Genomic DNA, 25,569 nt, shown 5'->3' with positions numbered 1-25,569 from the left:
GTTTCCCCAGGCCAGGGCAAGAATCAGCCTCAAATGCCCGCAGCTTCCCAAGCTGAGAGCGCGAGTTCGATTCTCGTCACCCGCTCCACCACGAACCCCCAGGTCATGGACCCGGGGGTTGTTTGTTGTCCGGACCGGTGGGCGCCACCTCGTCGTGGGGCGCGGGGTCGGTCCGGCGGCTACCGTACGTCGACGTAGTCGGCCGTGGTGGTGGCGTTCGCGGTGGTGGGGGTGCCGGCGAAGGACCAGCGCCAGTAGCCGTCGGTGGTGGCCTTGACCGTGGTCTTCAGGGCGCCGCCGCTACCCGTGGTCACCGTCTTGACGGTGGTGTACGTGGCGGTGCCCTTCTTGCGGAACTGGAGCTTCACCGGCTGGCCGGTGTAGCCGGCGTACTTGTAGGTCTCCCAGCTGGCTCGCGTCAGGCCGCCGGTGACGGTGAGGGTCTTGCCCTTCTTCACCGGTTCCGGCGAGGCGTTGACCGTCAGCCTGGCGGCACGCCTGACCTTCACCGTGGCCGCGACGTCCTTGGAGACGTAGTCCCAGTCGTTGCCGGTGGCGCCGGCGCACACCTTCCAGGTTCCGGCCGTGGTGTTGTCCTGCGGGTCGATCCGCGGATTCATGGTGAGGGTGAAGGTGCAGGTGGTCGTGGTGGCACTGTGGGCCACGCAGTCGCCGGACGGGTCGTCGGGGAGCACCAGCCCCCAAGGGTCGTCGGGCATCACCTGGCCGGCCCCGTGCCACAGCGCGGGGACGTTGTAGTCCTCCTTGATGCCCGAGTCGTCGGTGGCGGTCACCGCGAGGGTGAAGGTCTTCGGGCTCGTGGTGCCCAGCACGATGTCGGATCCGCCGTTGACGACCACCTTGGTGATCCGGGTGTCGCCCACGGACTCGTCCGCCCGGGCGGCGCCCGGAGCGGCGAACGTGGACAGGGCCAGGGCTCCGGCGATGGCGGTCACGGTGGCGCGTTTACGCATAGGTGTGTGTTTCCCCCAACACTCTCTGGTGGCCCCGGGTCATGACCGCCGGGGACCGAAACGGGCGAGGGCGGCCCGAGCCGCCTCGGCTGCACGGACGGCACCGAAGGTGACTGCCGAACCTCCGGGATGGTCGCACCGTGGAGAGATCTTCACAACTCCATTGATCGCAGGCGGAGTTGGTGGAGGGCGGGCGCGTGGGTCAGGCGCCGACCGTGCCGTCCACGCCCTCGCGGAGGAAGTCCGCGTGGCCGTTGTGGCGGCCGTACTCCAGGATCATGTGGAGCATCACCATCCGCAGGGACACGTCCTCGCCCCAGCGCGGCTGGTGCCCCGCGAGGTCCAGGGAGTCGGCGTCGCGCTCGATGCGGCGCGAGTGCTCGACCTCGGCCTTCCACGCCGCGAACGCCTCGTCGGCGCTCGCGCCCTCGGTGTCGTACGCGGCCTGGAAGTCGAACTCCTTCTCCGACCAGACCATCGGGGCGGCTTGGTCGTCGAACACCCGGCGGAACCAGGCGCGTTCGACCTCGGCCAGGTGGCGGACCAGGGCGAGCAGGGAGAGGGTCGACGGCGGGCTCGACCGCTCCTTGAGCTGCTCCTCCGTGAGGCCCTCGCACTTCATCGCCAGGGTCGCCCGGTGGAAGTCCAGGAACGCCCGCAGCGTCTCGCGCTCCGTGCCGAACAGGGGCGGGCCGATGCGTTCGACGGTCACGGTGTATTCCTCTCGGGGGCCGACGTGGTGCGTCGAACGTACCTTGGCCCTGCGGCCGCCGGGGACGGGGTGTGGTGGAGTGAGCGCCATGACCGACATCGAGACGATCACGGTGCCCGGCCGGCTGTGCGGGTATCCCGGGGTGGCGTTCGGCGGATTCGTCGCCGGGACGCTCGCCGGGCGGGTGGCCGCCGGGACCGTACGGGTGGACTTCCGGCGGCCGACGCCGGTGGAGGTGCCGTTGGGGCTCGCCCGGACCGCCGGCGGCGGGGCCGTGCTGACCGGTGCGGACGGGGTTCTCGCGGTGGCCGCGGCCGGTGAGCTGGACCTGGAGGTGCCCGCACCGCCCTCCTGGGAGGAGGCCTCTGCCGCGGCCGAGGCGTACCGCGCGGCTCCGCCGGAGGGGGTCGTGGACTGCTTCGGATGCGGACTCGACCGCACGCCCGACACCGGGCTGCGCCAGCACTGCGGGGTCGTGCCGGGACGGGATCTGGTGGCCACCGCCTGGACGGCCGGGCCCGCGCTCGCCGACACGGAGGGGATGCTGCCGGCGGAGCTGGTGTGGGGGGCGCTCGACTGCCCCGGAAACGCCGCGGGGCGGCTGCGGGGGACCGTGCGGGAGGGGGCGCTGACGGCCTCGCTCACCGCTCGGCTGCTCCGGCCGGTGCCGGTTTCCTCGCGGCTGGTGTCGTACGCGTGGGTCCTTGCGGAGGAAGGGCGCAAGCACCGGATGGGTGCCGCCCTGACCACGGCGGGGGGCGAGCTCTGCGCGGTCGCCTCGGCGCTGTGGGTGGATCCCCGGTAGCGCCCTCGGTGGCGCCCCCCCGTCAGCTCCGGGTCAGGGTCAGGGTCTCGGTGCGGTGCGGTCAGACGCGGCGGCGCAGGAGCAGCACGGTGACGACCGTGAGCAGGACGGCGAGGCCGCCGAGGACCGCGGTGTCGATCCACTGGAAGGTCCAGTAGTCGCCGGCCGGGTTGGCCTCGTAGAAGCGGGCGACGTACCCGTGCCGGTCCATGCACGCCCTGAGTTCGGCGCCGGACGGGAAGGGGCAGTTCAGGACGTCGTCGTGGCGGCCGGAGGCGGTGATCAGGCCGTAGTTGCCGGTCGTCCACTTCTCGCCCATGAGCGGCTTGGGGGCGATGCCGGCGCTGACGTAGGTGTGCGGTGCGACCAGGAGCCGCGTCTTGTGCGTCCACTCCAGTACGAGCGTCATCACCCCGGTGGCCAGGAGGGTCAGGCCCATCGCGGCCAGGACGCGGCGGGCCAGCAGGCCCAGCAGGGTGCCGGCCGCGAGACCGAACAGGGCGGCCGCGACGACCCGCGGGCCCGAGCCGCTCAGGGCGGAGGTCTCGTACCAGAACAGGCCGTAGCTGCGGTCGGCGGCCGGTCGCCACCACCACGCGAACACTGCCGCGAGCAGGCCGGAGAGGGCCGTCGCGGTGACCGCGGCGAGGGCGAACCGGGAGGCGAACCACTGGCCGCGGCTCACGCCCTGGGCGAGGATCACGCGGTGCGTGCCCAGTTCCCGGTCGCGGCCGAGGAGCGGGGCGCCCCAGAAGACGCCGATCAGGACGGGCAGGACGATGTTCAGCGCCCCGAGGTACTGGAGCGGCTGGATGTCCAGCAGCAGGGGCGAGCCGGTGTCGCCGCGCGCGCAGTACAGCGGGCCGGGGTCGCAGTGGTCGAACAGGCCGGTGCGCAGGGCGTCCAGCATGCCCGAGCGGTAGTAGGCGGCGAGCGCGGCGGCGGCTGCCAGGACGGCCGCGCCGGCGCCGACGAGTGTGCGCTGCTGGCGCCACGCGAGCCAGAGGGAGCCGTTCACGCCGCCGCCTCCGTCCGCTCGGCGAGGGCGGGGCCCTGCGGGTCGGCGGCCTGGAGGTAGCCGATCAGGATGTTCTCCAGACTGGGACGTTCGACGTGCCAGTCGCCGCGCAACGGGCCGCGCTGCCGCACCAGGGCGGTCATCTGCCGGACGCCGACCCGGCGGTGTACGACGGTGTGCCGTCCGGCGGGGGTGTCGGTCCGGCCGGCGGGGCCGGTCGGAAGGGATGCGCGGTCGGCGGGGCCGGTCAGCAGCTCTTCCTGGTCGGCGTGTCCGGTCAGGACGGCGTGGCTCTCGCGCAGGGCGTCGGCGTCCTCGCTCAGCTCGACACGGCCGTTCCGCAGCAGCAGCACCCAGTCGCAGGTCGTCTCCAGCTCGGGCAGGACGTGCGAGGACAGCACGATGCTCGTGCCGTGATCCGCGGCCTCGGTCATCAGCGTCGCCATGATCTCGCCGCGCGCCACGGGGTCGAGGTCGGCCATCGGCTCGTCGAGCAGCAGCAGTTCGGGCCGCTTGCCGAGGGCCAGGGCGAGCGCGACGCGGGTGCGCTGGCCGGGGGACAGCTCGCCGACCCGGGCGGTGAGCGGGATGTCGCCCTCGCGGACGGTGTTCTCGGCGGCCGCCCGGTCCCACGAGGTGTTCAGCTTCTCGCCCATCAGCAGGGTGTCGGCCACGGTGAAGCGGGGGTAGAGCGGCTTGTCCTGGGTGAGCAGGGCGACCCGGGCGCGGGCCTCGGGCGTCCCCGGTACGACGTCCAGTACGCGCAGTTCCCCGCGGCGGGCGCGCAGCAGGCCGCCGGCCAGGTGCAGCAGGGTGCTCTTGCCGACGCCGTTGCGTCCGACGATGGCGGTGACACGGCCGCAGGGCACGGTGAACTCACAGTCCCGCAGGGCCCAGCCGCCCCGTGCCCGGTACCGGAATCCGAGTCCCGTGGCGCGCAGTGCGGCCGGCGCGTCAGGCCCGGTCATGCGTCCTCCTCTTTGCTGTGCTGCTCGTTGTCGTAGGCGTCCAGGGCGGCTGTGACCAGTGCGAGGACGTCGGCCCTCTCCAGTCCCGCCGCCCGCGCGCGGGCCGTCCAGGCAGTGAGCTCGGCGCGCAGGGGGGAGTCGTCCTCGGCGCCGGGCCGCGCGAGCGACCGCGTCACGAAGGTCCCCAGTCCGCGGCGCAGTTCCACGAGACCGGCCTGCTCCATGTCGCGGTAGGCCCGGAGCACCGTGTTGGGGTTGACGGCGGTCGCCGCCACCACTTCCCGGGCCGTGGGCAGCTTGTCCCCGACCCTCAACGTGCCCATCCGGAGCGCCCGTTCGGTCTGCTCGACGATCTGGACGTAGGCCGGTACGCCGCTGCCCCGGTCGATCCGGTACTCGACCACGTCACCTTCCCTGGCTCCACCATGCTTGTACTAATGCATTAGCACAAGCATGGTGGAGCGGCATCCCGGTGTCAAACGGTGGCGCCGGTCACGGCCCGATGATCAGGGCGCGGCACGGCGCCGAGCGGGGCGGATCCGGGGTGTCGGCCGTGGCGGAGCGCCAGCCCCAGGCCCGCAGGGCCCGGAGGGTGACGTGGTCGTCGCGGTCCACCAGCGTGACGCCGAGGACGGCCGGGTGACCGGCGAGCCCGGCGGCGTGGTCGGCGAGCAACCGCCGTTGCAGGCGCCGGGCGAGGTTCCAGTCGCGGCCCTGGTTCTGGTTGCGCACCCGGGAGTGGACCACGAGCCCGGAGACCGCGAAGAGCCGCCCGGAGGCGGCGAGCCGCAGCAGGTCCTGCGGGAGATAGCCGTCCAGCCCCCGCCACCAGGGCCCCCACGCGCGGACCGGAAAGCCGTAGGCGCATCCCGCCAGGCGGCTGGTGTCCCCGGAACCGGTGGGCCCGCCCGCTCCGGCCGGTTCCTCGATCACGCTCCGCTCCGCGACCAGCAGGGTGAAGCCCGGTCGGTGCAGCTCTCCGACCAGCCGGCGCAGGAACAGCTCACGGTCCTGGTTCCAGGCCCGCGGATCGCCGCCGGAGGTCTCCGCGTACAGGTCGCCGAGCTCCTCCAGCCGGTCCTCGATCTGCCATCGGGACAGCGGGCGGATGCGCTCCCCCTCCAGGGGCGACGGCCCCTGCGGGCCCCTCCGGCCGGGCACGTTCACGGTCATGAGGCGAACTCCTGCCCCGGGTCCGGACGGGGCCGGCCCGGCGTCGTCGTTCGCCGAGAACGGCACCGCGTGGCAGCGGGCGCACGGATAACCCTCGGCACCTTCACCGTACTCCCGCCCGCCTCCGCCGAGGACGGGCCCGGGAGTACCGTGGAGGGACCGGGGGCCGGCCGGCGAAGGAGCACGCAGTGGCGTCCACGCATGCGACGAGGTCCGGCCGTTCCGACGACGTCGACAGGGCCGCCGAGGCTCTCGGCAGGCCCGCCGAGACCTGGGAGATCCCGCCCGCGGACGAGGGACTCGCCGAGGTGCGCATCATCGCGGCCGACCCCGACGTCGCCCGCCGGGTCGCCCTCGTCCTGCGCCAGGTGTTCCCCTGCGACGAACCCCGCAGCTATCCCGCCGGCCCGAACGGACGCGGCACCCTGCTCCATCTGACGGTCGACACCCGCCGCACCATCGGCGACCCGTCCACGCCCTCCCCCTGGCTGGACAGCAGCCGCTCCCAGGCCCGGCGCACCCACACCGACGAACCGAGCTGACGCAGGCCGACCGGGCGGCCTCCCCACGGGAAGCCCACAAGCCGGCCCCCTCACCGGACACCCGAAAGCCGGCCCCCGCACCGGACGCCCGAAAGTCTGTCCCGGCGGCGCCACATGTCCGAGCCCGGCGGCGTTAGGGTTGTCGCACGAGGCAGAGGGTGCCGAGTCGTTTCGGAGCACACGGGTGCCACGCGCTCCCGCACCCCTCGCCGCGTCCGCGAAACGAAGGTGTCATGCCCGCTGAGAACGCCCCCGTCGCCGGGAACCTCGACGACGACGACTACCCCGCCTACACCATGGGACGGGCCGCCGACGTTCTCGGCATCACCCCCGCCTTCCTCCGGGCGATCGGCGAAGCCGAGCTGATCACTCCACTGCGTTCGGAGGGCGGCCACCGCCGGTACTCCCGCCGCCAGTTGCGCGTCGCCGCCCGCGCCCGCGAGCTGGTCGACCAGGGCACCCCCATCGAGGCCGCGTGCCGCATCATCACGCTCGAGGACGAACTGGACGACGCCCTCCGCCTCAACCGTGAAATGCGCAGGAAGCTGGACGAGCACAGCCCGAATATCTAGTCCCGCCGGTACAGAAATGAGTACTCCAGCGGCATGAGGGTTCACGGCGCCCACCAGAAAACGATGGGGGTTTCCACCCCACCTGTGTTAGCGTGATACCAGTTGCAGTTTTGGTTACCAGAGATTTGTGTCTTTGCAGAGCTTTCCGGATCTTTCCGGAGGGGTGATCATCGCGGCGACTCGGATCCGCAAAGTGCGGAGTCCGGCACTGCCCCCCAAGGGAGATTCAATATGGCATCTGGCACCGTGAAGTGGTTCAACGCGGAAAAGGGCTTCGGCTTCATCGAGCAGGACGGTGGCGGCGCTGACGTGTTCGCCCACTACTCGAACATCGCCACCACCGGCTTCCGCGAGCTTCAGGAAGGCCAGAAGGTTACCTTCGACGTCACGCAGGGCCAGAAGGGCCCGCAGGCCGAGAACATCGTTCCCGCCTGACGCTGACGCGCCAACGCGACTGGGGCCCGCACTCTAGGGGTGCGGGCCCCAGCCCGTTGTTTTCCCGGGTTTTCCCCGGATTTCTGCCGGGCTTCCTGAGTTTCCCGGATTCCCCGCATCGCCGACGGCCCCGGTTTCAATACACCGAGCGGCCCGGCTTTCGCTTTTTCTTCGGCTCATTCTTGCGAATCCTCGCGCGGCTCACACACCGCCGGACGGAATTCCTCGATACGCCGCATCGAGGAAGGTTCCTCCATGAACCGCACCCGCCGTAACGACGGCGGCTCCGGTCGCTCCCGCACGGACCGAAGCTCCACACTCACCGCAGGCTCCGCCCGGGGCGGCAGCCGCTCCCGTACACAGGAGTCGGGCCGGCAGGCTCAGCGGCCGAACGCCGGACGCATGGGCGGCCAGCGAGGCCGCTCCGCCCCCCGCCGGCAGGAGTTCGCCCTGCCCGTCACCCTCACCGAGCCGCTGCCGGCGGTCGAGGCGTTCGCCGAACTGGACATGCCCGCCCGTCTGTTGGCGGCCCTCCGCGCCGAAGGCGTGAGCGTGCCCTTCCCGATCCAGGCGGCCACCCTGCCGAACGCGCTGGCCGGCCGGGACGTGCTGGGCCGCGGGCGCACCGGCTCGGGCAAGACCCTCGCCTTCGGCCTGGCCGTGCTGGCCCGGCTCGACGGTCAGCGGGCCCAGCCCCGGCAGCCGCTCGCCCTCGTGCTCGTCCCCACCCGGGAACTGGCCCAGCAGGTCACCGACGCGCTCGCTCCCTACGCCCGCTCCCTGCGGCTGCGGCTCGCCACCGTGGTGGGCGGCATGTCGATCGGCCGCCAGGCGAGTGCGCTGCGCGGTGGTGCCGAGGTCGTCGTGGCGACCCCCGGCCGTCTGAAGGACCTCATCGAACGGGGCGACTGCCGGCTGGACCAGGTCGCCGTCACCGTCCTGGACGAGGCCGACCAGATGGCCGACATGGGCTTCATGCCGCAGGTCACCGCGCTGCTCGACCAAGTCGGGCCCGGAGGTCAGCGGTTGCTGTTCTCGGCCACCCTGGACCGCAACATCGACCTCCTGGTGCGGCGCTACCTCCACGACCCCGTGGTGCACTCGGTCGACCCGTCCGCGGGAGCCGTCACCACGATGGAGCACCATCTGCTGCACGTGCAGGACGCGGACAAGCACACCGCCGCGACCGAGATCGCCGCCCGCGACGGGCGAGTGATCATGTTCCTGGACACCAAGCACGCGGTGGACCGGCTGGCCAAGCACCTGCTGTCCGTCGGCGTGCGCGCCTCGGCACTGCACGGTGGCAAGTCCCAGCCGCAGCGCAACCGGACGCTCTCCCAGTTCAAGGACGGCCACGTCACGGTCCTGGTGGCCACCAACGTCGCCGCCCGCGGCATCCACGTCGACGACCTCGACCTGGTCGTCAACGTCGATCCTCCCTCCGACCACAAGGACTACCTGCACCGCGGCGGCCGTACCGCCCGGGCCGGCGAGTCCGGCACGGTGGTCACCCTCGTCCTGCCGCACCAGCGGCGCTCGATGGACCGTCTGATGGCCGATGCCGGCATCACCGCGCAGACCGCCCGGATCCGTCCGGGGGAGGAAGAGCTGCATCGCATCACCGGCGCCCGGACACCCTCCGGTGTGCCCGTCACCATCGCCGCGCCCGTCGCCGAACGCAGCGAGCGCACCGGATCGGGCGGCCGCGGCCGCAGGGGCCGGCCCTCCGGCCGCGGAGGCAACGGCGGTGCCGGCGGCAACGGGGGCAACGGCGGCGGACGCACCGCCTCCCGAGCCCGTCGCTCCACCCCGAGGACCAACCCGTAACCCAGGCACGGGGACGCACTCCCAGCGGGCAGGACGAGCCCACGCCCGTCCTGCCCGTCCCGACGAAGGAGAAGCCCGTGACGCCGAACACACCCCACCCACCGACCGGGTACGCCGACGGCACCGGTCTGACCGCCCGTGACGCGATGCACGCCCCCGGGCCCCAGGTCGAGGACTACATGACCGTCGACGTGGCGATGTCCGTGCTGATCGGCGCCCGCGTCCCGCACCTGCTGCTCCAGGACGAGGACGGCCGGTGCGCGGGGCTCGTCACCCGGGCCCAGCTCTCCGCGCACCGCGGCGGCGGCTGGTACGGCAACCGGACGCGGCTGCGGGACATCCCGCTCGACCGCGGGCCGTTCACCTCGTCCGTGGCCGTGCTCAGCGAGGCGGAGGACGCCATGCGGGACCGGACCCTGGACGTCTCCCCCGTGATCGACGAGCACGGCTACGCCCTGGGCGTCCTGGCTCTCACTCCCTGACCGCCGTCCGCCCTCGCGCGGCCGACCGCTCCCGTGGCTCCCGCCCGACCCTGTGGAGGCATCCATGCGCTGTGTCATCGCCCGGTTCCCCTTCGACCTGACCAAGAGCGAGATCGAGCAGTCGATGAGCGGCATCACGCCCGAACCGGTCAGCGGCGTGTCCGTGACCATCGGCGCGCACGTCTACCCCGTGATGCAGGTCGGGGAAGTGATCACCCGGCAGAACCGCCGCGACTTCACCACGGGCGAGATGCGGCGGGCGCTGACCCGGCTCGGCTTCACCTGTCACGAAGCGCGCCCGGCCGCGCCGAGCCGGGACGCGCGGGCCGACGAGGGACTGCTGGGCTGGTGAGGGACTGCTGGGCCGGTGAGGGATGCTGGGCCGGTGAGGGATGCTGGGCCGGTGAGGGATGCTGGGCCGGTGAAACCTCGCCTCCCGCGAGCCGCCGACATCCCTGACGACCTGTCCGTCCTCCCCCGCGTGGGAATTCGGACGGCGCGTTCCGGGGGCCCGACCGTACGCTTGCTCCACCGAGAGCATCTCGCGCTGCACGGCCCCAGTGGTTCCGTGCACGGCGCACGACGGAAGCGGACGGCCGCGAGCCGCCCGGGACGGGATCTCATGATGGACGTCACCGGAACGCCGGCCGAGGATGTCCCCCCGGAGGGAGCGCGCACCTACCGGATGCCCGTGGCCCGGCTGGCCCTCACCCCGGGTGTCAGCCACGGTCCGCTGGACGGCGCCTGGTGGCCGCGCTGCGACATGCTGGAGCTCGAACTGCCCGCGCTGGTCGGCTCGCTCGACCCGGGCCTCGGCACCGTCACCCGGGTCACCGTGGACGCCGTCGCCTGGCCCGACGCCCCGCGCACGATCACGACACCCGGTCACCTCATCGAGGTGACCTTGTCGGCGGTGGACACGGAAGCGCATGCCATCGCCCTGGACTGCGGCACCGTGGGCCGCTGGGAACTGCTGGTCATCCCGCCCGGCCGGTCGGCCGCGGCGGCGACCTGGCTGCTGGCGACGGCCGCCGATCCGCGCAACGCCCTCACCGCCGCGCACATGCTGGCGCTCGCCGAGACCGGTTTCGAGGGCCACGACGGCGGGTGACCCCCGCCCCGGCACGGTCGGTGACCCCCGCCCCCGACACGGTCAGTGAGCCCCGTGGGCCGTCTCCCGCTCCCGTGACCTGCGCCAGATCCGCGCCGCCTCCTCGGCCACGCCCGGGGCCGACAGCAGCAACGGCTCGTCATGGGCGGGGAGTTCGGGCAGGGCGATCGCGCCCGCCTCCCGCGCGATCAGCAGGGCGGGCAGTCCGTCGACGGCGTGGAACTCGCCGATCGCCGCAGCGGTCGCCCGGCCCGCCGCCACCTGGGCCAGGGAGAGCGCCGTGGAACCCATCACGCGGACCGTGCAATGGCGGTCCGCGAGGTCGGCGAGCAGGGCGTCCATACCGGGCCAGTGGGCGTGCGCCGCCCACTCGGTGAGGAAGACGTGACCGGTGAGGGTGGTGTGGTCGGCGGCGCGGACGGGGACGCCGTTCAGGTGGGCGCCCCGGCCGCGCACCGCGGTGAACGTCTCGCCCCGCCACGGGTCCGCGACCACCCCGAGCAGCGGCGTGCCGTCGGGCGCGGCCAGGCCCAGGGAGAAGGAGCACCAGCCCAGGCCGTGCGCGAAGTTGGTGGTGCCGTCGACCGGGTCGATCACCCAGTGCGGGGTGCCGGGGAGGCCCTCCGTGGCGCCGTACTCCTCGCCGACGATCCCGTACCCGGGGAAGGCCGCCGCGAGCACCTCGCGGACGTGCGCCTCCACGGTCTCGTCCGTGTCCGTGACGATGTCGGCGGGGCCGGCCTTCTGGCGTACGGCGGCCGGCGCGGCGGCGCCGGCACGGCGGATCGTCTCCGACGCCCGGCCCGCGAGCTCCGTCGCGATCTCCAGGGCCCGGTCCAGATCGCGCTTCGGAATGTCCACTCCCGGGAGGCTAGCCGCTCCCCACGGGGCACGTCGTGCGCGGCCCGGCGTACGGCGGAGGGATTTCCGGTGTCGCCGGAGTGCATGCGGGGTGCGGCCGGGGCGGCAGCGGGCACACGTTCCGCGCATGGGTGGGCCTTGCGCCCGCTAGCGTTCGGGGCGTGATGAGTCTGCGGGGGTGGTGGGTGCGGGCGCGGGCCTGGGGAACGGGCCGGCCGTTGCTGGTGGATGTCGGGATCGCGTTGCTGGTGCAGGCGGCGATGACGATGCCGTTCGTGGTGCCGCGGTCGGCCGAGCTGCCACCGGCGTCCTGGCCGGCGTACGGGCTGACCTCGCTCACCGTGGTCCCGCTGGTCTGGCGTCGGCGGGCCCCGGTGGCCGTGCTGCTCGCGATCGTGGGGACCAGCGCCCTGTACAAGCTGGCCGTGGAGGGGCCGGGGCAGCCGTTGCCGTACACCGGGCTGGTCATCGTGTACACGATCGCCGCCGGCTCGCCGCCGTCCAAGCGGCTGGTCACCGGGCTGCTGATCCTGGTCGCCGTGCCCGGGTCGGTGTGGCTCAACACCCGTACGGCGCGTGAACTGACCTTCTCCCTCTTCGTGTTCGCGGCGGCCTATGTCTTCGGGCGGCTGACCGACGCACGCCAGCGGGCCCACGAGGTCGAGGCCGAGCGGGCCGCCGCGCGGGAACGGGCCCGGATCGCCCGGGAGATGCACGACGTCCTCGCCCACGCGGTGAGCCTGATGATCGTGCAGGCCGAGGCCGGGCCGGTGGCGGTGCGTACGGCTCCGGAGAAGGCCGAGGCCGCGTTCGACGCGATCTCCGCGGCCGGCCGGGACGCCATGGCCCAACTACGGCACATGCTGGGGGTGTTGCGGGACGGCGAAGGCCCGGCGGACGGCGACGCCCCGCGCGAGCCGCAGCCCGGGCTCGGTGAGCTGCCCGCGCTGCTCGACCGGGTGCGCGGCAGCGGTCTCGACGTCGTCCACGCGACGGCGGGACCTGTACGGCCGGTACCGGAGGCGACCGGGGCGAGCGTCTTCCGGATCGTCCAGGAGGCCCTGACGAACACCGTCAAGCACGCGGGCGCCCGTACCGTGGTCGTCCGGCTCGCCTATGAGGGGCCCGAGGTGTGTGTCGTGGTCACCGACGACGGGTGCGGGCCGCGGGCCGGGACCGGCCGTGGTCATGGGCTCGCCGGGATCCGGGAGCGGGCGGCGGCGCTCGGCGGGACCGCGGTCACCGGGCGGGGTCCGGACGGCCGGGGGTTCGAGGTGCGGGTCCGGATACCGGTCCCGGCATCGGCGCCGGCCGGGGCGGAGGTGGCGCGGTGACGATCCGGGTGGTGGTGGCCGACGACCAGGAGCTGGTGCGCAGCGGCTTCGCGATGATCCTGGACGCCCAGCCGGACATCGAGGTCGTCGCGGAGGCGGGCGACGGCGCCGAGGCGGTCGAGGCGGTACGCCGGCACACGCCCGACGTGGCACTGCTCGACATCCGGATGCCCCGCATGGACGGCATCGAGGCCTGCCGCGCGATCCATGCCGTGAGCGGCTGCCGGACCGTGATGCTGACGACCTTCGACTCCGACGCGTACGTGTACGAGGCCCTGCACGCGGGCGCGGCCGGCTTCCTGCTCAAGGACGTGCGCCGGGACGATCTCGTGCACGCGGTACGGGTTGTCGCCCGGGGCGACTCGCTGCTCGCGCCGTCCGTGGCCAGGCGCCTGGTGGAGCAGTACACGCGGCCCGCGCCCGCCCGGCCGCGGCGGGCGGATCCCCGGCTCGACGTGCTGACCGGGCGGGAGCGGCAGACACTGCTGCTGCTCGCGCGCGGGCTGTCCAACGCCGAGATCGCCGCCGAGCTGGTCGTCAGCGATCACACCGTCAAGACGCATGTCGGCAACGTGCTGGCCAAGCTGGGGCTGCGGGACCGGATCCAGGCCGTGATCTGCGCCTACGAGACGGGGCTGATCGCGGCCGGTGACGAGCCGTCCGGTGCCGCTCCTCCCCCGGGCGGGGGAGGGTCCGGGCCGGTGCCTCCCCCGCGCCGGTGAGGGACCGGCCGCCGAGGACCGCCGGTGCGGGCGATCCGCGGGGAGCCCCAGGTCATAAGGATGGGAGCGTCCACAACGACGGCTCGTCCTCGCGGAGTTGACCATGAAGAACACGATGCGCACGCTGCTCGCCACGGCACTCGTCCTGGGCGTGGCGGCGGGGCCGTCGGTCGTCCCGGCCCTCGCGTCCACCGCCGCCGGGCCGACCGGGGGATCCGCGTCCGTGAACACCACGCCGACAGCGGCGCCGGCGGAGGTGCCGGCCGCCGCGCTGGAGGCGGCCATCGCCGGACTGCCGACGGCCGACGCGACCGCCGCCCTGGTGCGGGTCGGCGGTACCGACGGTGTCTGGCGCGGCAGTTCGGGTGTCCACGACCTGGCGAGCGGTCGGCCCGCCGACCCGGCCGGCCGCTTCCGCGCCGGTTCGGTCACCAAGGTCTTCACGGCCGCGGTCGTCCTTCAGCTGGCCTCCGAGGGTGCCCTGGACCTGGACCGGACCGCCCGTTCCTACCTGCCGGAGCTGATCCCGGCGGCGTACGCGGGGGTGACCGTGCGGCAATTGCTCAACCACACGCACGGCATCCCGGCGCCCGACTTCCCGGGGTCCACGGTCGAGGAGTGGTACGCGAACCGCTTCCTGGTCCACGACCCCGAGGACATGGTGCGCTCGGCGACCGCCAAGAAGCCCGAGTTCCCGCCCGGCGAGCGGCAGCACTACCTGAACATCGGCTACACGATCGCCGGACTGCTGATCGAACACGTGACCGGCGACTCGTACGAGGACCAGGTCGCGCGCCGGATCCTGCGGCCGCTCGGGCTGCGCGACACGTATCTCCCCGGGGCGAACCCGCGCATCGTCGGCCCGCACAACCACGGCTACCAGACGATGACCCTGGACGACGGGACGGTCGGCCTGCGCGACGTGTCCGTGTGGGGGACGACGGACGGGTGGGCGGCCGGTGACCTCGTCTCGACCACGGCGGACCTGGAGCGGTTCACGAAGGCGCTGTTCCGGGGGCGGGTCGTGCGCGGCCCGCTCCTGGAGGAGATGTTCACGCTGCCGCCCGTGACGGCCTTCGGCAGCGGCGACCCGGCGGCGTACTCCGTCGGCCTCTCGATGAAGCGGCTGGGCGGCCGTGAGGTGTGGGGCAAGACGGGCGGCCGCTGGGGCTACAACACGGCCATCGCCTCCACCCGGGACGGCTCCCGCGTCCTCGTCTACAGCGTCAACTCCACGGACGCCAAGGGCTCCGACATGAACCAGGTCGCCCTGAACCTCATGGTGGCGGCATTCGGCCGGCCGTAGGGTCTTCGCTCGCGCCCTGAGCGCCGCGGTCGTCCACGAACAGCGGCCCGTCCCTGCTTCCGGAACATCTCGCGCCCACCGATGAGTTCGCGCACCGCCGCCGGTCATACAGCACGACAACAACACCCCACCCGACGGGAGACCGCTGCCATGACCGCCGCCGTGAAGGGCCCCGCGAGCTACTTCCCCTCCATCGAGAAGAAGTACGGCCGACCGATCGCGGAGTGGAAGGACCTCATCCGCGCCTCGCCGCTGACCCGGCACATGGAGCTGGTCGCCTGGCTGAAGTCCGAGTACGGCCTGGGCCACGGCCACGCCAACGCCCTCGTCGCCCACACCCTCGCGGAGCGCTAGTCTGCGCACGACGGACCTGACCTTTTTGCTCCTCTTCGTGGAGGTTCACATGGCTTCGCGGCTCAATCCGTACATCAGCTTCGGCGGCGACGCCCGGCAGGCGATGGAGTTCTACAAGGAGGTGTTCGGCGGCACGCTGACCCTCAACACCTACGGCGACTTCGGCCAGGGGGGCACCCCCGACGCCGACAAGATCATGCACGGCATGCTGGAGACCCCGAGCGGCTTCACCCTGATGGGCGCCGACTCCCCGCCCGGCATGGAGCAGACGACGGGCAACAACTTCTCCGTGAGCGTGAGCGGCGACGACGACGCCGACCTGCGCGGCTACTGGGAGAAGCTGTCGGCCGGCGGCTCGGTGTCCGTACCGCTCGACAAGCAGATGTGGGGCGATGTGTTCGGCATGTGCACGGACCGGTTCGGCATCCCGTGGATGGTCAACATCGTGCAGCCCAAGGACTGACCGACCGCCGCAGGCACACACCCCCACAGGGGCCATCACCCGACTCGGGTCATGGCCCCTGCGCCGTCCCGCCCCCCGACCGCCCCCTCGACCGTCCTCCAGGCGCCCGCTCCACAGCCACCCCACGAAAGCGCCATGAGCAATTCACATCTCGTCCACATCCGACGGGTTGGGGGGACAGGATCCGGCCATTGACTCTCCCCCGCGCTCCCCGATCACGGGACGGCGCGGGGCGAATCGTTTCTTGGGGGCGCAGTGGTGTCCGTACCGGAGGTTTCCGGCGAGCCGGAACCTGACAGACCCGTTCCTCGGCACCTGCACACGGCACGTGGGGTCGGCGACCGGATCTTCCGGTACCAGCTCACGGCCACAGGGGTCGTCGTCCTCGGCATCATGGCGGCCGTCGGACTGTTCCTGCTGCTGAGGGCCGGTCAGGCGCTGCGGGCCAGGGGGCTGGGGTTCCTCACCACCGCCCAATGGCAGCCGGACGTGCACAACTTCGGCATCGCGGCCGTCCTCACCGGCACCCTGCTGATCGCGGTCGTCGCGGTGACGATCTCCGTGCCGCTGGCCGTCGGGACCGCGCTGTTCATCTCCGACGTGGCGCCGCGCGGCCTGCGCCGCACCCTGGTGACGCTGGTCGACCTGATGGCGGCCGTCCCTTCCGTGGTGTACGGGCTGTGGGGGCTGTTCTTCCTCCAGCAGCACGTGATCGGGCTGTCGCGGTGGCTGTCCACCTGGTTCGGCTGGATTCCGCTGTTCGCCGTCGACGGCACGCAGCCCGGCGAGCCGCTCGCCTCGGACAGCGTCTACACCGCGTCCGCCTTCGTCGCCGGGCTCGTCGTCGCGCTGATGGTCGCGCCGATCCAGTGCTCGGTGATGCGGGAGGTGTTCGCGCAGGCCCCGGCCGGCGAACGCGAGGGCGCGTACGCGCTCGGCGCCACCCGCTGGGGCATGATCCGCGCGGTCGTCCTGCCCTACGGCAAGGGCGGCGTCATCGGCGGCACGATGCTCGGGCTCGGGCGGGCACTCGGCGAGACCATCGCCGTGTACCTGATCATCTCGCCGGTCTTCGTCATCCAGCCGCACATCCTTCAGACCGGTTCCAACTCGGTCTCCTCGCTGATCGCCCTGCACTACGGAGATGCCTCCGAGTTCGGCATGTCGGCGCTGATGGCGGCGGGTCTGGCGCTCTTCCTGCTCACCCTGGCGGTCAACTTCACCGCCTCCTCCATCGTGGCCCGTTCCCGGTCCGGCGCGCAGAGCGAGGCATGACATGACCGTCGTGGAAACAGAGCCGGCACGGACGTCCGCGCCGGTGACCGAGCCGGCCGGGGCCGTCCCGCCCGTCGCCGACGAGCCGCGCCGGATCGGCGGCCCCACCCGCTCCGGGGTGCTGGCGCTGTGCGGCGCCGCGGCCTCCGCGCTGTGCGTGGCGGTGCTGCTGTTCGGGCAGATCGCGCCGTTCTCCGGCGCGCTGGGCTTCACCGTGACCTGGTACGCCGCCTTCCTCGTGCTCTACGCCGTGCTCACCGGCCTGGAGGAGGACGGCCAGGCGGTCCGGGACCGGGTGATGACCGCCGTGCTGTGGACGGCGGCGGGGCTGCTGTTCACGGCGCTCGCCCTGGTCGTCGGCTTCACGGCGTGGCGCGGGCGGGAGGCGCTGCCGCACGGCAACTTCTTCACCCAGGACATGCAGGCGGCGGGCCCGCTGGACCCGCTGAGCAACGGCGGCATCGCCCACGCGATGCTCGGCACCCTGATCATGATCGCCATCGCGCTCGCCATCACGGTCCCGCTGGGGCTGGCCTGCGCGGTCTACCTCAACCAGATCCCGGGCCGCTTCTCCCGGTTCGTGCGGACCATCGTCGAGGCGATGACCGCGCTGCCCTCGATCGTGGCGGGCCTCATGGTGTACGCCGTCTGGATCCTCGGGCTCGGCATGCAGAAGTCGGGGCTGGCGGCGGGCTTCGCGATCAGCGTGATGATGCTGCCGATCGTGATCCGCGCCTCGGACGTGGTGCTGCGGCTGGTCCCCGGCACGCTGACGGAGGCGGCGGAGGCGCTGGGCGCCCCGCGCTGGCGGACCGTCTGGCACGTCGTCCTGCCGACCGCCCGCTCCGGCCTCGCCACGGCGGTCATCCTCGGCACGGCGCGCGGCATCGGCGAGACCTCGCCCGTGCTGCTGACGGCCGGCTTCACCGCCGCGCTCAACGCCGACCCGACGAGCGGCCCGATGGTCTCCCTCCCCCTGGCCGTCTTCAACTTCGTGAAGTCCCCTGAGCCCACGATGATCGCCCGCGGTTTCGGCTCCGCGGCGGTCCTGATGGCCATCGTCCTGATCCTGTTCGCCGTCGCCCGGGTGATCGGCGGCAGGGGCCCGGGCCACCAGACCAAACGCCAGGCGCGAAGGACCGCCCGAGCGTCCCGCCGGGACATCGAACGATACGGCGACAGCAACTCCCCCAGGGGCGCGGAGAACTGCGCGACCAGCCACCCACAGCCCGCACCCGACAACGGAGACAGCGACCGATGATCACCGCCCTCAGACGGCTCGGCATCCTGGCCGCACTCATAGGCATCCTCACCACGGCCACCCCCGCCTCCGCCGACAGCTACACCCCGATCGCCGGCGCCGGCTCCACCTGGGCCGAGAACGCGGTCGACGAATGGCGCAGGGCGGTGAACCAGTACGGCATGCGCATCTCCTACGCCGGTACCGGTTCCTCGGACGGCCGCCGCCAGTTCCTCTCCGGCACCGTCGACTTCGCCGTCTCCGACATCCCGTTCCAGACCAGCCCCACGGACGGCAGCGCGGCCGAACGCCCCGCGCAGGGCTCGTACGCCTATATGCCGATCGTGGCCGGCGGGACCGTCTTCATGTACCACCTGACCGTCAACGGGAAGCGGGTCACCAACCTCCGCCTCTCGGGGGACGTCGTCACCAAGATCTTCACGGGGGTGATCAAGACCTGGGACGACCCCGTCATCAAGGCCGACAACCCCGGGCTCCAGCTCCCCCACCGCACGATCGTGCCGGTCGTCCGATCCGACGGCTCGGGCTCGACGGCCCAGTTCACGATGTGGATGGCCGACCAGCACAGGTCGCTGTGGCAGGCGTACTGCGCCAGGGTCGGCCGCTCCGGGGCCTGCGGGCAGACCTCGTACTTCCCGACCGTCTCCGGGATGATCGCCCAGTCCGGCGACCTCGGTGTGGCCGGTTACGTCGCCCAGAACTACGGCGAGGGCGCCATCGGGTACGTCAACTACTCCTACGCCCTGAACGCGCACTATCCGGTCGCCAAGGTCCTCAACCACGCGGGCTACTACACCGAGCCCACCCCGCAGAACGTGGCGGTCTCGCTGCTCAAGGCGAAGATCAACACGAACAGGAACTCCGCCGACTACCTCACCCAGCGGCTCGAGGGCGTCTACAACGACAGCGACCGCCGCAACTACCCGCTGTCCAGCTACTCGTACATGATCCTGCCGCTGAAGGTGCAGGGCACCTTCACCAAGGCCAAGGGCAAGACGCTCGGCGCGTTCTCCTACTACTTCATGTGCCAGGGCCAGCAGCAGGCGCCCGATCTCGGCTACTCGCCGCTGCCGATCAACCTGGTGCAGGCGGGCTTCGAGCAGATCCGCCGCATCCCCGGCGTCCAGGCGCAGAACATCAACACCCGTAACTGCAACAACCCGACCTTCACCACCAGCGGCCGCAACAAGCTCGCCGAGACCGCCCCCTACCCCAAGGCGTGCGACAAGAAGGGCGCCGCGCCCTGCACCTCGGGCAGCGGCGGCGCCAAGCCGACCGGCTCCGGCGGTGGTTCCGGGGGCGCGTCCGGCGGATCCGGCGGCGGCACGGCGGCCGGCGCCTCCGGCGGCTCCACGGGCGGCGGCGGCACCTCCGGCTCCACCGGGCAGCCGTCCGTCGACCCCGACACCGGCCAGACCCTGAGCCCGGGCGCGGCGGCCGGCGGCGGCACCTCGAGCGGCAGCGGCGGGACGGCCGCCGACGGGACGGTCGCGCTGGCGCAGCCGGTCGCGGTCGCCGGGCGCACCGGCTGGACCGGCACCCAGACCCTGATGGTGCTGGCCTCGGTCCTGGTGCTCGGGCTGATCCTCCTGCCGTCCGTGGTGTCCCGCCTGCTCGGCGGCGGCAAGCGCCCCTCCGACGGGAGCACGCGATGAAGTCCGTACGCCGGGTCCTCACCCGGATCGTGGCCGGTGCCGCCGTCGGCGCCCTCGCCGGGCTCGCGGTCGCCCAGGCCGCCCCGCCCGCCACCGCCGCGGGCACGGGAGCCGCCGGCAGCGTCACCGTCTCCGGCCGCGGCGAGTTCAAGGACATGAGGTTCACGGTCGACCAGACCACCCACCTCACCAGCCAGGCGATCACCGTCTCCTGGAGCGGCGGCACCCCGACCACCTTCGCGGGCACGCTGTTCAACACCGACTTCGTGCAGATCATGCAGTGCTGGGGCGACGACGACGGCACGGTCCCCGCCAACCCCGGCCCGTCGCGCACCCAGTGCCAGTACGGCGGCTCCCCGACCACCGACCGGGGCAGCTGGCCGGGCAACGACTACGACGACACCCGCCGGGTCTTCTACAGCGCCGACCCCACCAACTACGGCCAGGACAACCGGTACGGGGCCGCCAACCCGAACGCACCCGGCGAGGTCCCCTTCAAGCCGGTCAGCGGCGACACGGTCACCGGCAACACCCAGAACAACCCGTACTTCAACCGCAACACCACCAACGAGGTCGACTTCGCCCGCACCGGCGCCGACGGCACCGGCCAGGAGTTCTTCGAGGTCCAGACCGCCAACGAGGCACCGCATCTGGGCTGCGGCGCGCCGGTCACCACCGGCGGGACGACCAAGCCGCGCGACTGCTGGCTGGTGATCGTCCCGCAGGGCCGGCTCGACCTCGACGGGAAGCCGTACGCCGACCGCAGCCAGGTCAACGCGGGCTCCCCGGTGTCCTCCACCAACTGGCAGAACCGGGTCGCGATCCCGCTGAGGTTCAACCCGGTCGGCACCAACTGCGCCCTGGGCTCCGCCGAACGACCCACCGCCGGCAGCGAGCTGGCGGCCGACGCCATGACCAGCTGGCAGTCGGCCCTGTGCCCGTCCGGCAAGGTCTACGGCTACACCGAACTCGGCGAGCCCGACGCCCGTGCCCGGCTGACGAACGACGGCTCCTCCGGTCTCGCCTTCACCACCCGCGCCCTGGGCGCCGACGCGGGCACGGCCGCACCCTCCGGCACCACCTCGTACGCGCCGGTCGCGCTCTCCGGGACGGTCATCGGGTTCACCGTCGAACGGCGTCCGAAGGCCGGGGCACCCGAGTCGGTGGAACGCCTCGCCGGCACCAAGGTCGAGTCCATCGACCTCACCCCCCGGCTGGTGGCCAAGCTGCTCACCGAGTCCTACCGCAACTCCCCCTGGGGGGCGGTGATCGGCTCCACCGCCGCCCAGGGCTACGGCTGGGCGAAGAACAACCCGGCCGGTCTGGCGACCGATCCCGAGTTCGTCGAGCTGAACCCGGAGTTCGCGCATCTGTCGGTCGCCGAGACCCCGGCCACCGACACCGACCTGCTCACCTCGCTCGGCCACTCCGACTCGGCCCGCGCCCTGTGGCAGTGGGTCGTCGCGGACAAGGACGCCCGGCAGTTCCTCTCCGGGGTCTCCGACGACTGGGGCATGCGGGTCAACCCGTACTACAGCACCAACGCGGACCTGAACCCGACCGGCGCCGCCTTCACCCCGTCCGCCACGGACGACTTCCCCAAGAGCGACCCCTGGTGCACGATCCCGCCGGGCACCGGCGCCACCCAGCGCCAGTGCATGATCGACTTCCATCCGTACGTCGACGACCTGCACGCCGGCGCGCTGCACACCCGCCGCGCGGACGGCCTGTGGAAGTCGGCCTGGGACCCGCTGGCCAGCCCGCCCGCCTTCAAGAGCCCCGGCCCGCAGACCGTCGGCTCCCGGTTCGTCATCACCGTCACCGACGCGGCCTCGGCCACCCGCTACGGCCTCCAGAGGGCCCGACTGCGCAACACGGCCGGGAAGTTCGTCGCACCGGACACCGCCTCCCTGACCGCCGCCGCCGCGAGCGCCTCCGGCAAGGGCGTCGCCGAGATCACCCCGGCCGGGGCGACCGCCGAGGGCGCCTACCCCCTCGCCCAGCTGGTCTACGCGGCCGCCCGCCCCGCCGACCTCGAAGCGGCCGCCCGCAAGGACTACGCGGCCCTGCTGCGGTACGCGGCGGGCGACGGCCAGGTCAGCGGCGCCGACCCGGGCCGGCTGCCCGCCGGGTACGCCCCGCTGCCGAAGAAGCTGCGCGAGCGCACCACCGCCGCCGCGGAAGCCCTGGCCGCCTACCGGGGCGGCGGCTCCGGCAGCGGTGACGGCGGCTCCACCGGCGGCTCGTCCGGCGGCGGAGCCGGCACGGACACCGGCGCCGCCGGCACCACGGCCGACGGCTCGACCGGCTCCGGCACGGCCACGGCGGCCGGCGGCACCGGCGCCTCCCCGTCCGCCTCGGCCTCGTACGACGGCGGCGACGCCGTCCGCACCACCGCGCTCGGCACGACCCCCGCCGACCCCGCGAACGCCCTGCGCTACGCCGTCCCCGTGGGCGCCGCCCTCGGCGCGGCGGCCGCGGCGGGCGCGCCCTTCGCGGGCGGCGGCCGGCTGCGGCTCCCGCTGCGGGTGCCGCTGCCCGGCGGCCGCACGGTGACCCTGCTGCCGGCCCTGCCACGGAGGCTGCGCCGGCTCCTCTGAGCGCCACCGCGAACGGCGGCGCTCCCCACGGACGGCCGTCCGCCCCGAAGGACAGTCGGGGCGGACGGCCCGCACCACCCTGCCAGATCCACCTCTTCCCGCCTTCCCTTCGCACAGTCACGGAGACTCTCGATGCGCAGAACGCGCTCCACGGCGGCGCTCGTCGCCGCCGCAGTGGTGGCCGGCGGCATGGCTCTCGCGAGCCCGGCGTACGCCGACCCCACCCCCGCCGGGACCTTCCGCCAGTTGGTCGGCGTGGGCTCCGACACCACCCAGGACGTCCTCAACGCGCTGGCCGGCGACACCGTCAACGGCACGAGCTACGCGGGCACGGCCGTGAAGTCGGCGGCCGGCGCGGGCCTCGCCTCGTACGACGCGATCGGCTCCGCCACGGTCCAGACCCGCTCGGCCGGTCCGTCGTTCACCCGCCCCAACGGCTCGGGCCCGGGCCGCACCGCGCTCAGCATGTCGCTGACCGGGGACAAGTTCCCCACCGCCACCGGTGTCGCCATCCCCGGGCAGGTCGACTTCGCCCGCTCCTCCGGCGGCCCGAGCGTCTCCGGCAGCGCCCTGACCTACATCCCGTTCGCGCGGGACGCGGTGGGTGTCGCGGTCCGCGGCTCGGGCCTGGACTCGCTGACGGTCGCCCAGCTGCACGACGTGTACGCGGCCGGCAGCACCCACGAGGTGAACGGCCAGACCGTGCACCCGGTGCTGCCGCAGAGCGGCTCCGGCACCCGCAAGTTCTTCCTCGGCGCGATCGGCCTGAGCGAGAGCACGGTCGACACCGGCCTGCCCACCGTCCAGGAGAACCAGGCGAACGACGCCCTCACCCAGGACGGCACCCTCGTCCCGTTCTCCGTGGGCAGCTGGATCGCGCAGAGCAACGGCATCGCCCCGAACAAGAGCGACACGGCCTTCGCCGCCGGCGCGCACCTGGCCGCCGTCAGGCTGCCCGGCGACACCGGCACCACCAACCCGGTCACCACGGTGAACGGCAAGCTCACCCCGGTGGCCGGCTACTACGAGAACGCCACCTTCGGCCGTGACGTCTACAACGTCGTGCCGAGCCGGGCCATCGACCCGACCAGCATCTTCTTCGACAAGGACCTCTACGACGTCTTCGTCAGCAGCGGCACCCACGAGGCGGCGCTCGCCTCCGAGACCGCCGAGAAGGTCATCGCGGACTTCGGCTTCCTGAACGAGTCGTACAACGGCTCGGTGAACCTGGCCAAGCACGCCAAGGTCGGCGGCCTGGAGATCTCGGGCCTGGACACCAGCACGCCCGCCAAGCCCGCCGTCGCCGCCACCCTCGGCGACGCGAGCGTCAAGCTGAGCTGGACCGCGCCGAGCCCGGCCCCCGCGCAGCCCGTCACCGACTACCGCGTCACGCTGAAGGACGCGGACGGCGGTGTCGTCGCCACGAAGGACCTGCCGGCGAGCACCACGTCGTACTCCTTCGCCGACCTGGCCACCGGCTCCTACTCGGCCACGGTCACCGCCGACAATGTCAACGGCACCGGCGCGGAGGCCACCTGGTCCGGCGCGGTCAAGTACGCCAGCACCACCAGGGCGACGACCGCGACGACCGCGTACGGCAAGGCCCCGAAGGTCGCCGTCACCGTCACCGTCACGCACGGGGTCGTCCCCGGCGGCAAGGTCACGGTCAAGGAGGGCTCCACCACCCTCGGCACCGGCACCCTCGCCTCCACGGGCAAGGTCACCGTCAGCCTGTCGAACCACCTCAAGGTGGCCACGCACAGCCTGACCGTCTCCTACGGCGGCAGCAGCAAGCTGAACTCCTCCTCGGAGAAGCTCAGCCTGAAGATCACCAAGGCGACGCCGTCCGTGGCGACCAGCGCGCCCGCCTCCGTGGCCCACACCTCCCGCGCCAAGGTCACCGTCAAGGTCACCGCGACCGGCACCACCCCGGGCGGCACGGTCCGCGTCTACGAGGGCTCGCGGGTGATCGCCACCGGCACCCTGAGCGCCGGCAAGGTCACCGTCACCCTGCCGAAGCTGAGCAAGGGCCGGCACACCCTGCACGCCTTCTACGCCGGGTCCACCACGGTGAACTCCCGCAACGGCGCCGACTTCACCCTCAAGTCCACCTGAGCCACCCGATCCCGGCGGCCGGGGAGACCCTGAGGGAGAGTCTCCCCGGCCGTTCGGTCCCGACCTACGCCAGAGAAGGAGGCGGGCCGCCGTGACGGTCGCCGTACCCCTCACGCCCACCCGTGCCCGCGGTGTCACCGCCGTCCGCCACCTCGCCCGCGGCGGGCTGCTCGCCCTCGCCGCCCTGCTGCTCGGCATCACCGCCCAGCTGCTGCTGGTCAGCGGCGTCCAGGAACGGTCCGCGCAGCACGCCGCGTTCGACGATCTGCGCGGCCGGCTCGCCCTGGGCACCGCCCCGGTGGCCCAGACCGACCTGGACGGCCGCCTCCTCGCCCCCGGCACACCCGTCGCGCTGATCGACGTCCCCAGGCTGGGGATGACCCAGGTGGTCCTGGAGGGCACCGAGTCCGGCGTGCTGACCGACGGGCCCGGCCACCGCCGGGACACCCCGATGCCCGGCCAGGCCGGCACCACCGTGCTGATGGGCCGCGCCGCCGCCTACGGCGCCCCCTTCGGGAGCCTCGCCGCCCTCGCGCAGGGCGACCGGTTCACCGTCACCACCGGCCAGGGCAGGGCGACGTACCAGGTCAGTGGTGTCCGGCGGGCCGGTGACCCGGCGCCCGCGCCGCTCGCCGCCGGCAAGGGGCGGATGGTCCTGGTCACCGCCACCGGCACCCGGTTCATGCCGGCCGGTGTCCTGCGCGTCGACGCCGACCTGGTCTCGGCGCCCTTCCGGACGCCGGCGGCGGTCATCCGTTCCGGCACGCTCCCGGACTCCGAGGAGCCCCTGGCCCGCCCCTCGGGGGTGCCGTGGCCGCTGGTGATGTGGCTCCAGGCGCTGCTGCTGGCGTCGGTGGCGGCCGTGTGGACCTGGCACCGGTGGGGCCGCCACCAGACGTGGATCGTCTTCGCCCCGGTCGTCGCGGTCCTCGGCCTCCAGGTCGCCACCCGTACCACCGAGCTTCTGCCCAACCTGCTGTGACCGCGCTTTCCGAGGACCGTGA

At 72.9% G+C, this 25,569-nt stretch carries 26 protein-coding genes; 19 read left to right on the top strand and 7 right to left on the bottom strand.

Features of this window, described 5'->3' with window-relative positions:
- Positions 1-179: 179 nt before the first annotated feature.
- Positions 180-974 (bottom strand): DUF5707 domain-containing protein, encoded by a 795-nt coding sequence (locus tag IE275_RS30965; RefSeq protein ID WP_189715227.1) that lies wholly within the window; start codon positions 972-974, stop codon positions 180-182.
- Positions 975-1,176: 202 nt separating this feature from the next.
- Positions 1,177-1,686, bottom strand: a complete 510-nt coding sequence (locus IE275_RS30960; RefSeq protein WP_229870732.1) for a DinB family protein — start codon at positions 1,684-1,686, stop codon at positions 1,177-1,179.
- A gap of 88 nt (positions 1,687-1,774) precedes the next feature.
- Here IE275_RS30960 and IE275_RS30955 point away from each other — a divergent pair, with 88 nt between their 5' ends.
- Entirely contained in the window at positions 1,775-2,491 is a 717-nt protein-coding gene (locus IE275_RS30955; protein ID WP_189715222.1) for a hotdog fold domain-containing protein, read from the top strand.
- 61 nt (positions 2,492-2,552) lie between these two features.
- Here the strand turns inward: IE275_RS30955 and IE275_RS30950 are convergent, their stop codons facing one another.
- The 4 genes from IE275_RS30950 to IE275_RS30935 all read right to left on the bottom strand — a co-directional run bounded on the left by IE275_RS30950 (position 2,553) and on the right by IE275_RS30935 (position 5,650).
- Positions 2,553-3,509, bottom strand: coding sequence for an ABC-2 membrane transporter-related protein (locus IE275_RS30950; RefSeq protein WP_189715220.1), 957 nt, complete (start codon positions 3,507-3,509; stop codon positions 2,553-2,555).
- Positions 3,506-4,477, bottom strand: coding sequence for an ABC transporter ATP-binding protein (locus IE275_RS30945; protein ID WP_189715218.1), 972 nt, complete (start codon positions 4,475-4,477; stop codon positions 3,506-3,508). The genes IE275_RS30950 and IE275_RS30945 overlap by 4 nt, the downstream gene beginning before the upstream one ends.
- Positions 4,474-4,881, bottom strand: a complete 408-nt coding sequence (locus IE275_RS30940; protein WP_189715216.1) for a GntR family transcriptional regulator — start codon at positions 4,879-4,881, stop codon at positions 4,474-4,476. Before IE275_RS30940 ends, IE275_RS30945 begins: the two co-directional genes overlap by 4 nt.
- 88 nt (positions 4,882-4,969) lie before the next feature.
- Positions 4,970-5,650 carry a hypothetical protein gene (locus IE275_RS30935; protein WP_189715214.1) on the bottom strand — a complete coding sequence of 227 codons (681 nt, stop codon included), beginning with the start codon at positions 5,648-5,650 and terminating at the stop codon, positions 4,970-4,972.
- 188 nt (positions 5,651-5,838) lie between these two features.
- Here IE275_RS30935 and IE275_RS30930 point away from each other — a divergent pair, with 188 nt between their 5' ends.
- From IE275_RS30930 to IE275_RS30900, 7 genes are all read left to right on the top strand, one after another.
- The gene (locus IE275_RS30930; protein WP_308435715.1) at positions 5,839-6,192 is read left to right on the top strand and encodes a hypothetical protein; all 354 of its coding nucleotides are present in this window, start codon (positions 5,839-5,841) and stop codon (positions 6,190-6,192) included.
- Positions 6,193-6,425: 233 nt separating this feature from the next.
- Positions 6,426-6,764, top strand: a complete 339-nt coding sequence (locus IE275_RS30925; protein ID WP_189715212.1) for a MerR family transcriptional regulator — start codon at positions 6,426-6,428, stop codon at positions 6,762-6,764.
- 231 nt (positions 6,765-6,995) lie between these two features.
- Positions 6,996-7,199 (top strand): cold-shock protein, encoded by a 204-nt coding sequence (locus IE275_RS30920; RefSeq protein ID WP_030736617.1) that lies wholly within the window; start codon positions 6,996-6,998, stop codon positions 7,197-7,199.
- Between the two features lie 255 nt (positions 7,200-7,454).
- Positions 7,455-9,026, top strand: coding sequence for a DEAD/DEAH box helicase (locus tag IE275_RS30915; protein ID WP_189715210.1), 1,572 nt, complete (start codon positions 7,455-7,457; stop codon positions 9,024-9,026).
- Positions 9,027-9,172: 146 nt separating this feature from the next.
- Positions 9,173-9,508 carry a CBS domain-containing protein gene (locus IE275_RS30910; protein ID WP_189715260.1) on the top strand — a complete coding sequence of 112 codons (336 nt, stop codon included), beginning with the start codon at positions 9,173-9,175 and terminating at the stop codon, positions 9,506-9,508.
- A gap of 64 nt (positions 9,509-9,572) precedes the next feature.
- Entirely contained in the window at positions 9,573-9,860 is a 288-nt protein-coding gene (locus tag IE275_RS30905) for an SCO5918 family protein (RefSeq protein ID WP_189715208.1), read from the top strand.
- A gap of 270 nt (positions 9,861-10,130) precedes the next feature.
- Positions 10,131-10,619 carry a DUF5994 family protein gene (locus IE275_RS30900; RefSeq protein WP_229870731.1) on the top strand — a complete coding sequence of 163 codons (489 nt, stop codon included), beginning with the start codon at positions 10,131-10,133 and terminating at the stop codon, positions 10,617-10,619.
- Between the two features lie 42 nt (positions 10,620-10,661).
- Here IE275_RS30900 and IE275_RS30895 read toward each other — a convergent pair whose 3' ends face one another.
- Positions 10,662-11,480, bottom strand: coding sequence for an inositol monophosphatase family protein (locus IE275_RS30895; RefSeq protein WP_229870730.1), 819 nt, complete (start codon positions 11,478-11,480; stop codon positions 10,662-10,664).
- Positions 11,481-11,644: 164 nt separating this feature from the next.
- Between IE275_RS30895 and IE275_RS30890 the strand changes: the two genes are divergently transcribed.
- The 11 genes from IE275_RS30890 (at position 11,645) to IE275_RS30840 (ending at position 25,547) form a co-directional block, all read left to right on the top strand.
- Positions 11,645-12,814, top strand: a complete 1,170-nt coding sequence (locus IE275_RS30890; protein WP_189715204.1) for a sensor histidine kinase — start codon at positions 11,645-11,647, stop codon at positions 12,812-12,814.
- Complete coding sequence (locus IE275_RS30885; RefSeq protein ID WP_189715203.1) at positions 12,811-13,536, top strand: response regulator transcription factor; 726 nt, start codon at positions 12,811-12,813, stop codon at positions 13,534-13,536. Before IE275_RS30890 ends, IE275_RS30885 begins: the two co-directional genes overlap by 4 nt.
- Positions 13,537-13,639: 103 nt before the next feature.
- Positions 13,640-14,842, top strand: a complete 1,203-nt coding sequence (locus IE275_RS30880) for a serine hydrolase domain-containing protein (protein WP_189715202.1) — start codon at positions 13,640-13,642, stop codon at positions 14,840-14,842.
- A gap of 150 nt (positions 14,843-14,992) precedes the next feature.
- A complete protein-coding gene (locus tag IE275_RS30875; protein WP_189715200.1) occupies positions 14,993-15,196 on the top strand; it encodes a DUF4287 domain-containing protein in 204 nt (67 codons plus the stop codon).
- Positions 15,197-15,245: 49 nt separating this feature from the next.
- Positions 15,246-15,659, top strand: a complete 414-nt coding sequence (locus tag IE275_RS30870; RefSeq protein WP_189715198.1) for a VOC family protein — start codon at positions 15,246-15,248, stop codon at positions 15,657-15,659.
- Positions 15,660-15,914: 255 nt separating this feature from the next.
- Positions 15,915-16,934: a phosphate ABC transporter permease subunit PstC gene (pstC, locus tag IE275_RS30865; protein ID WP_189715196.1), complete on the top strand. Its 1,020-nt coding sequence runs from the start codon at positions 15,915-15,917 to the stop codon at positions 16,932-16,934.
- Between the two features lies 1 nt (position 16,935).
- Positions 16,936-18,195, top strand: coding sequence for a phosphate ABC transporter permease PstA (gene pstA, locus IE275_RS30860; protein WP_189715195.1), 1,260 nt, complete (start codon positions 16,936-16,938; stop codon positions 18,193-18,195).
- Positions 18,192-19,850, top strand: a complete 1,659-nt coding sequence (locus IE275_RS30855; protein WP_189715193.1) for a phosphate ABC transporter substrate-binding protein PstS — start codon at positions 18,192-18,194, stop codon at positions 19,848-19,850. The genes pstA and IE275_RS30855 overlap by 4 nt, the downstream gene beginning before the upstream one ends.
- The gene (locus tag IE275_RS30850) at positions 19,847-22,450 is read left to right on the top strand and encodes a hypothetical protein (protein WP_189715191.1); all 2,604 of its coding nucleotides are present in this window, start codon (positions 19,847-19,849) and stop codon (positions 22,448-22,450) included. Before IE275_RS30855 ends, IE275_RS30850 begins: the two co-directional genes overlap by 4 nt.
- Before the next feature lie 132 nt (positions 22,451-22,582).
- Complete coding sequence (locus IE275_RS30845; protein WP_189715189.1) at positions 22,583-24,565, top strand: Ig-like domain repeat protein; 1,983 nt, start codon at positions 22,583-22,585, stop codon at positions 24,563-24,565.
- A 91-nt stretch (positions 24,566-24,656) separates the two neighbouring features.
- Positions 24,657-25,547: a sortase gene (locus tag IE275_RS30840; RefSeq protein WP_189715187.1), complete on the top strand. Its 891-nt coding sequence runs from the start codon at positions 24,657-24,659 to the stop codon at positions 25,545-25,547.
- Positions 25,548-25,569 lie beyond the last annotated feature (22 nt).

It is taken from the genome of Streptomyces phaeofaciens (assembly GCF_014648915.1).
In the GTDB taxonomy this organism is placed as follows: domain Bacteria; phylum Actinomycetota; class Actinomycetes; order Streptomycetales; family Streptomycetaceae; genus Streptomyces; species Streptomyces phaeofaciens.
Note: the sequence above shows the minus strand (reverse complement) of the source record. Positions and strands in the feature narration are given on the sequence as shown.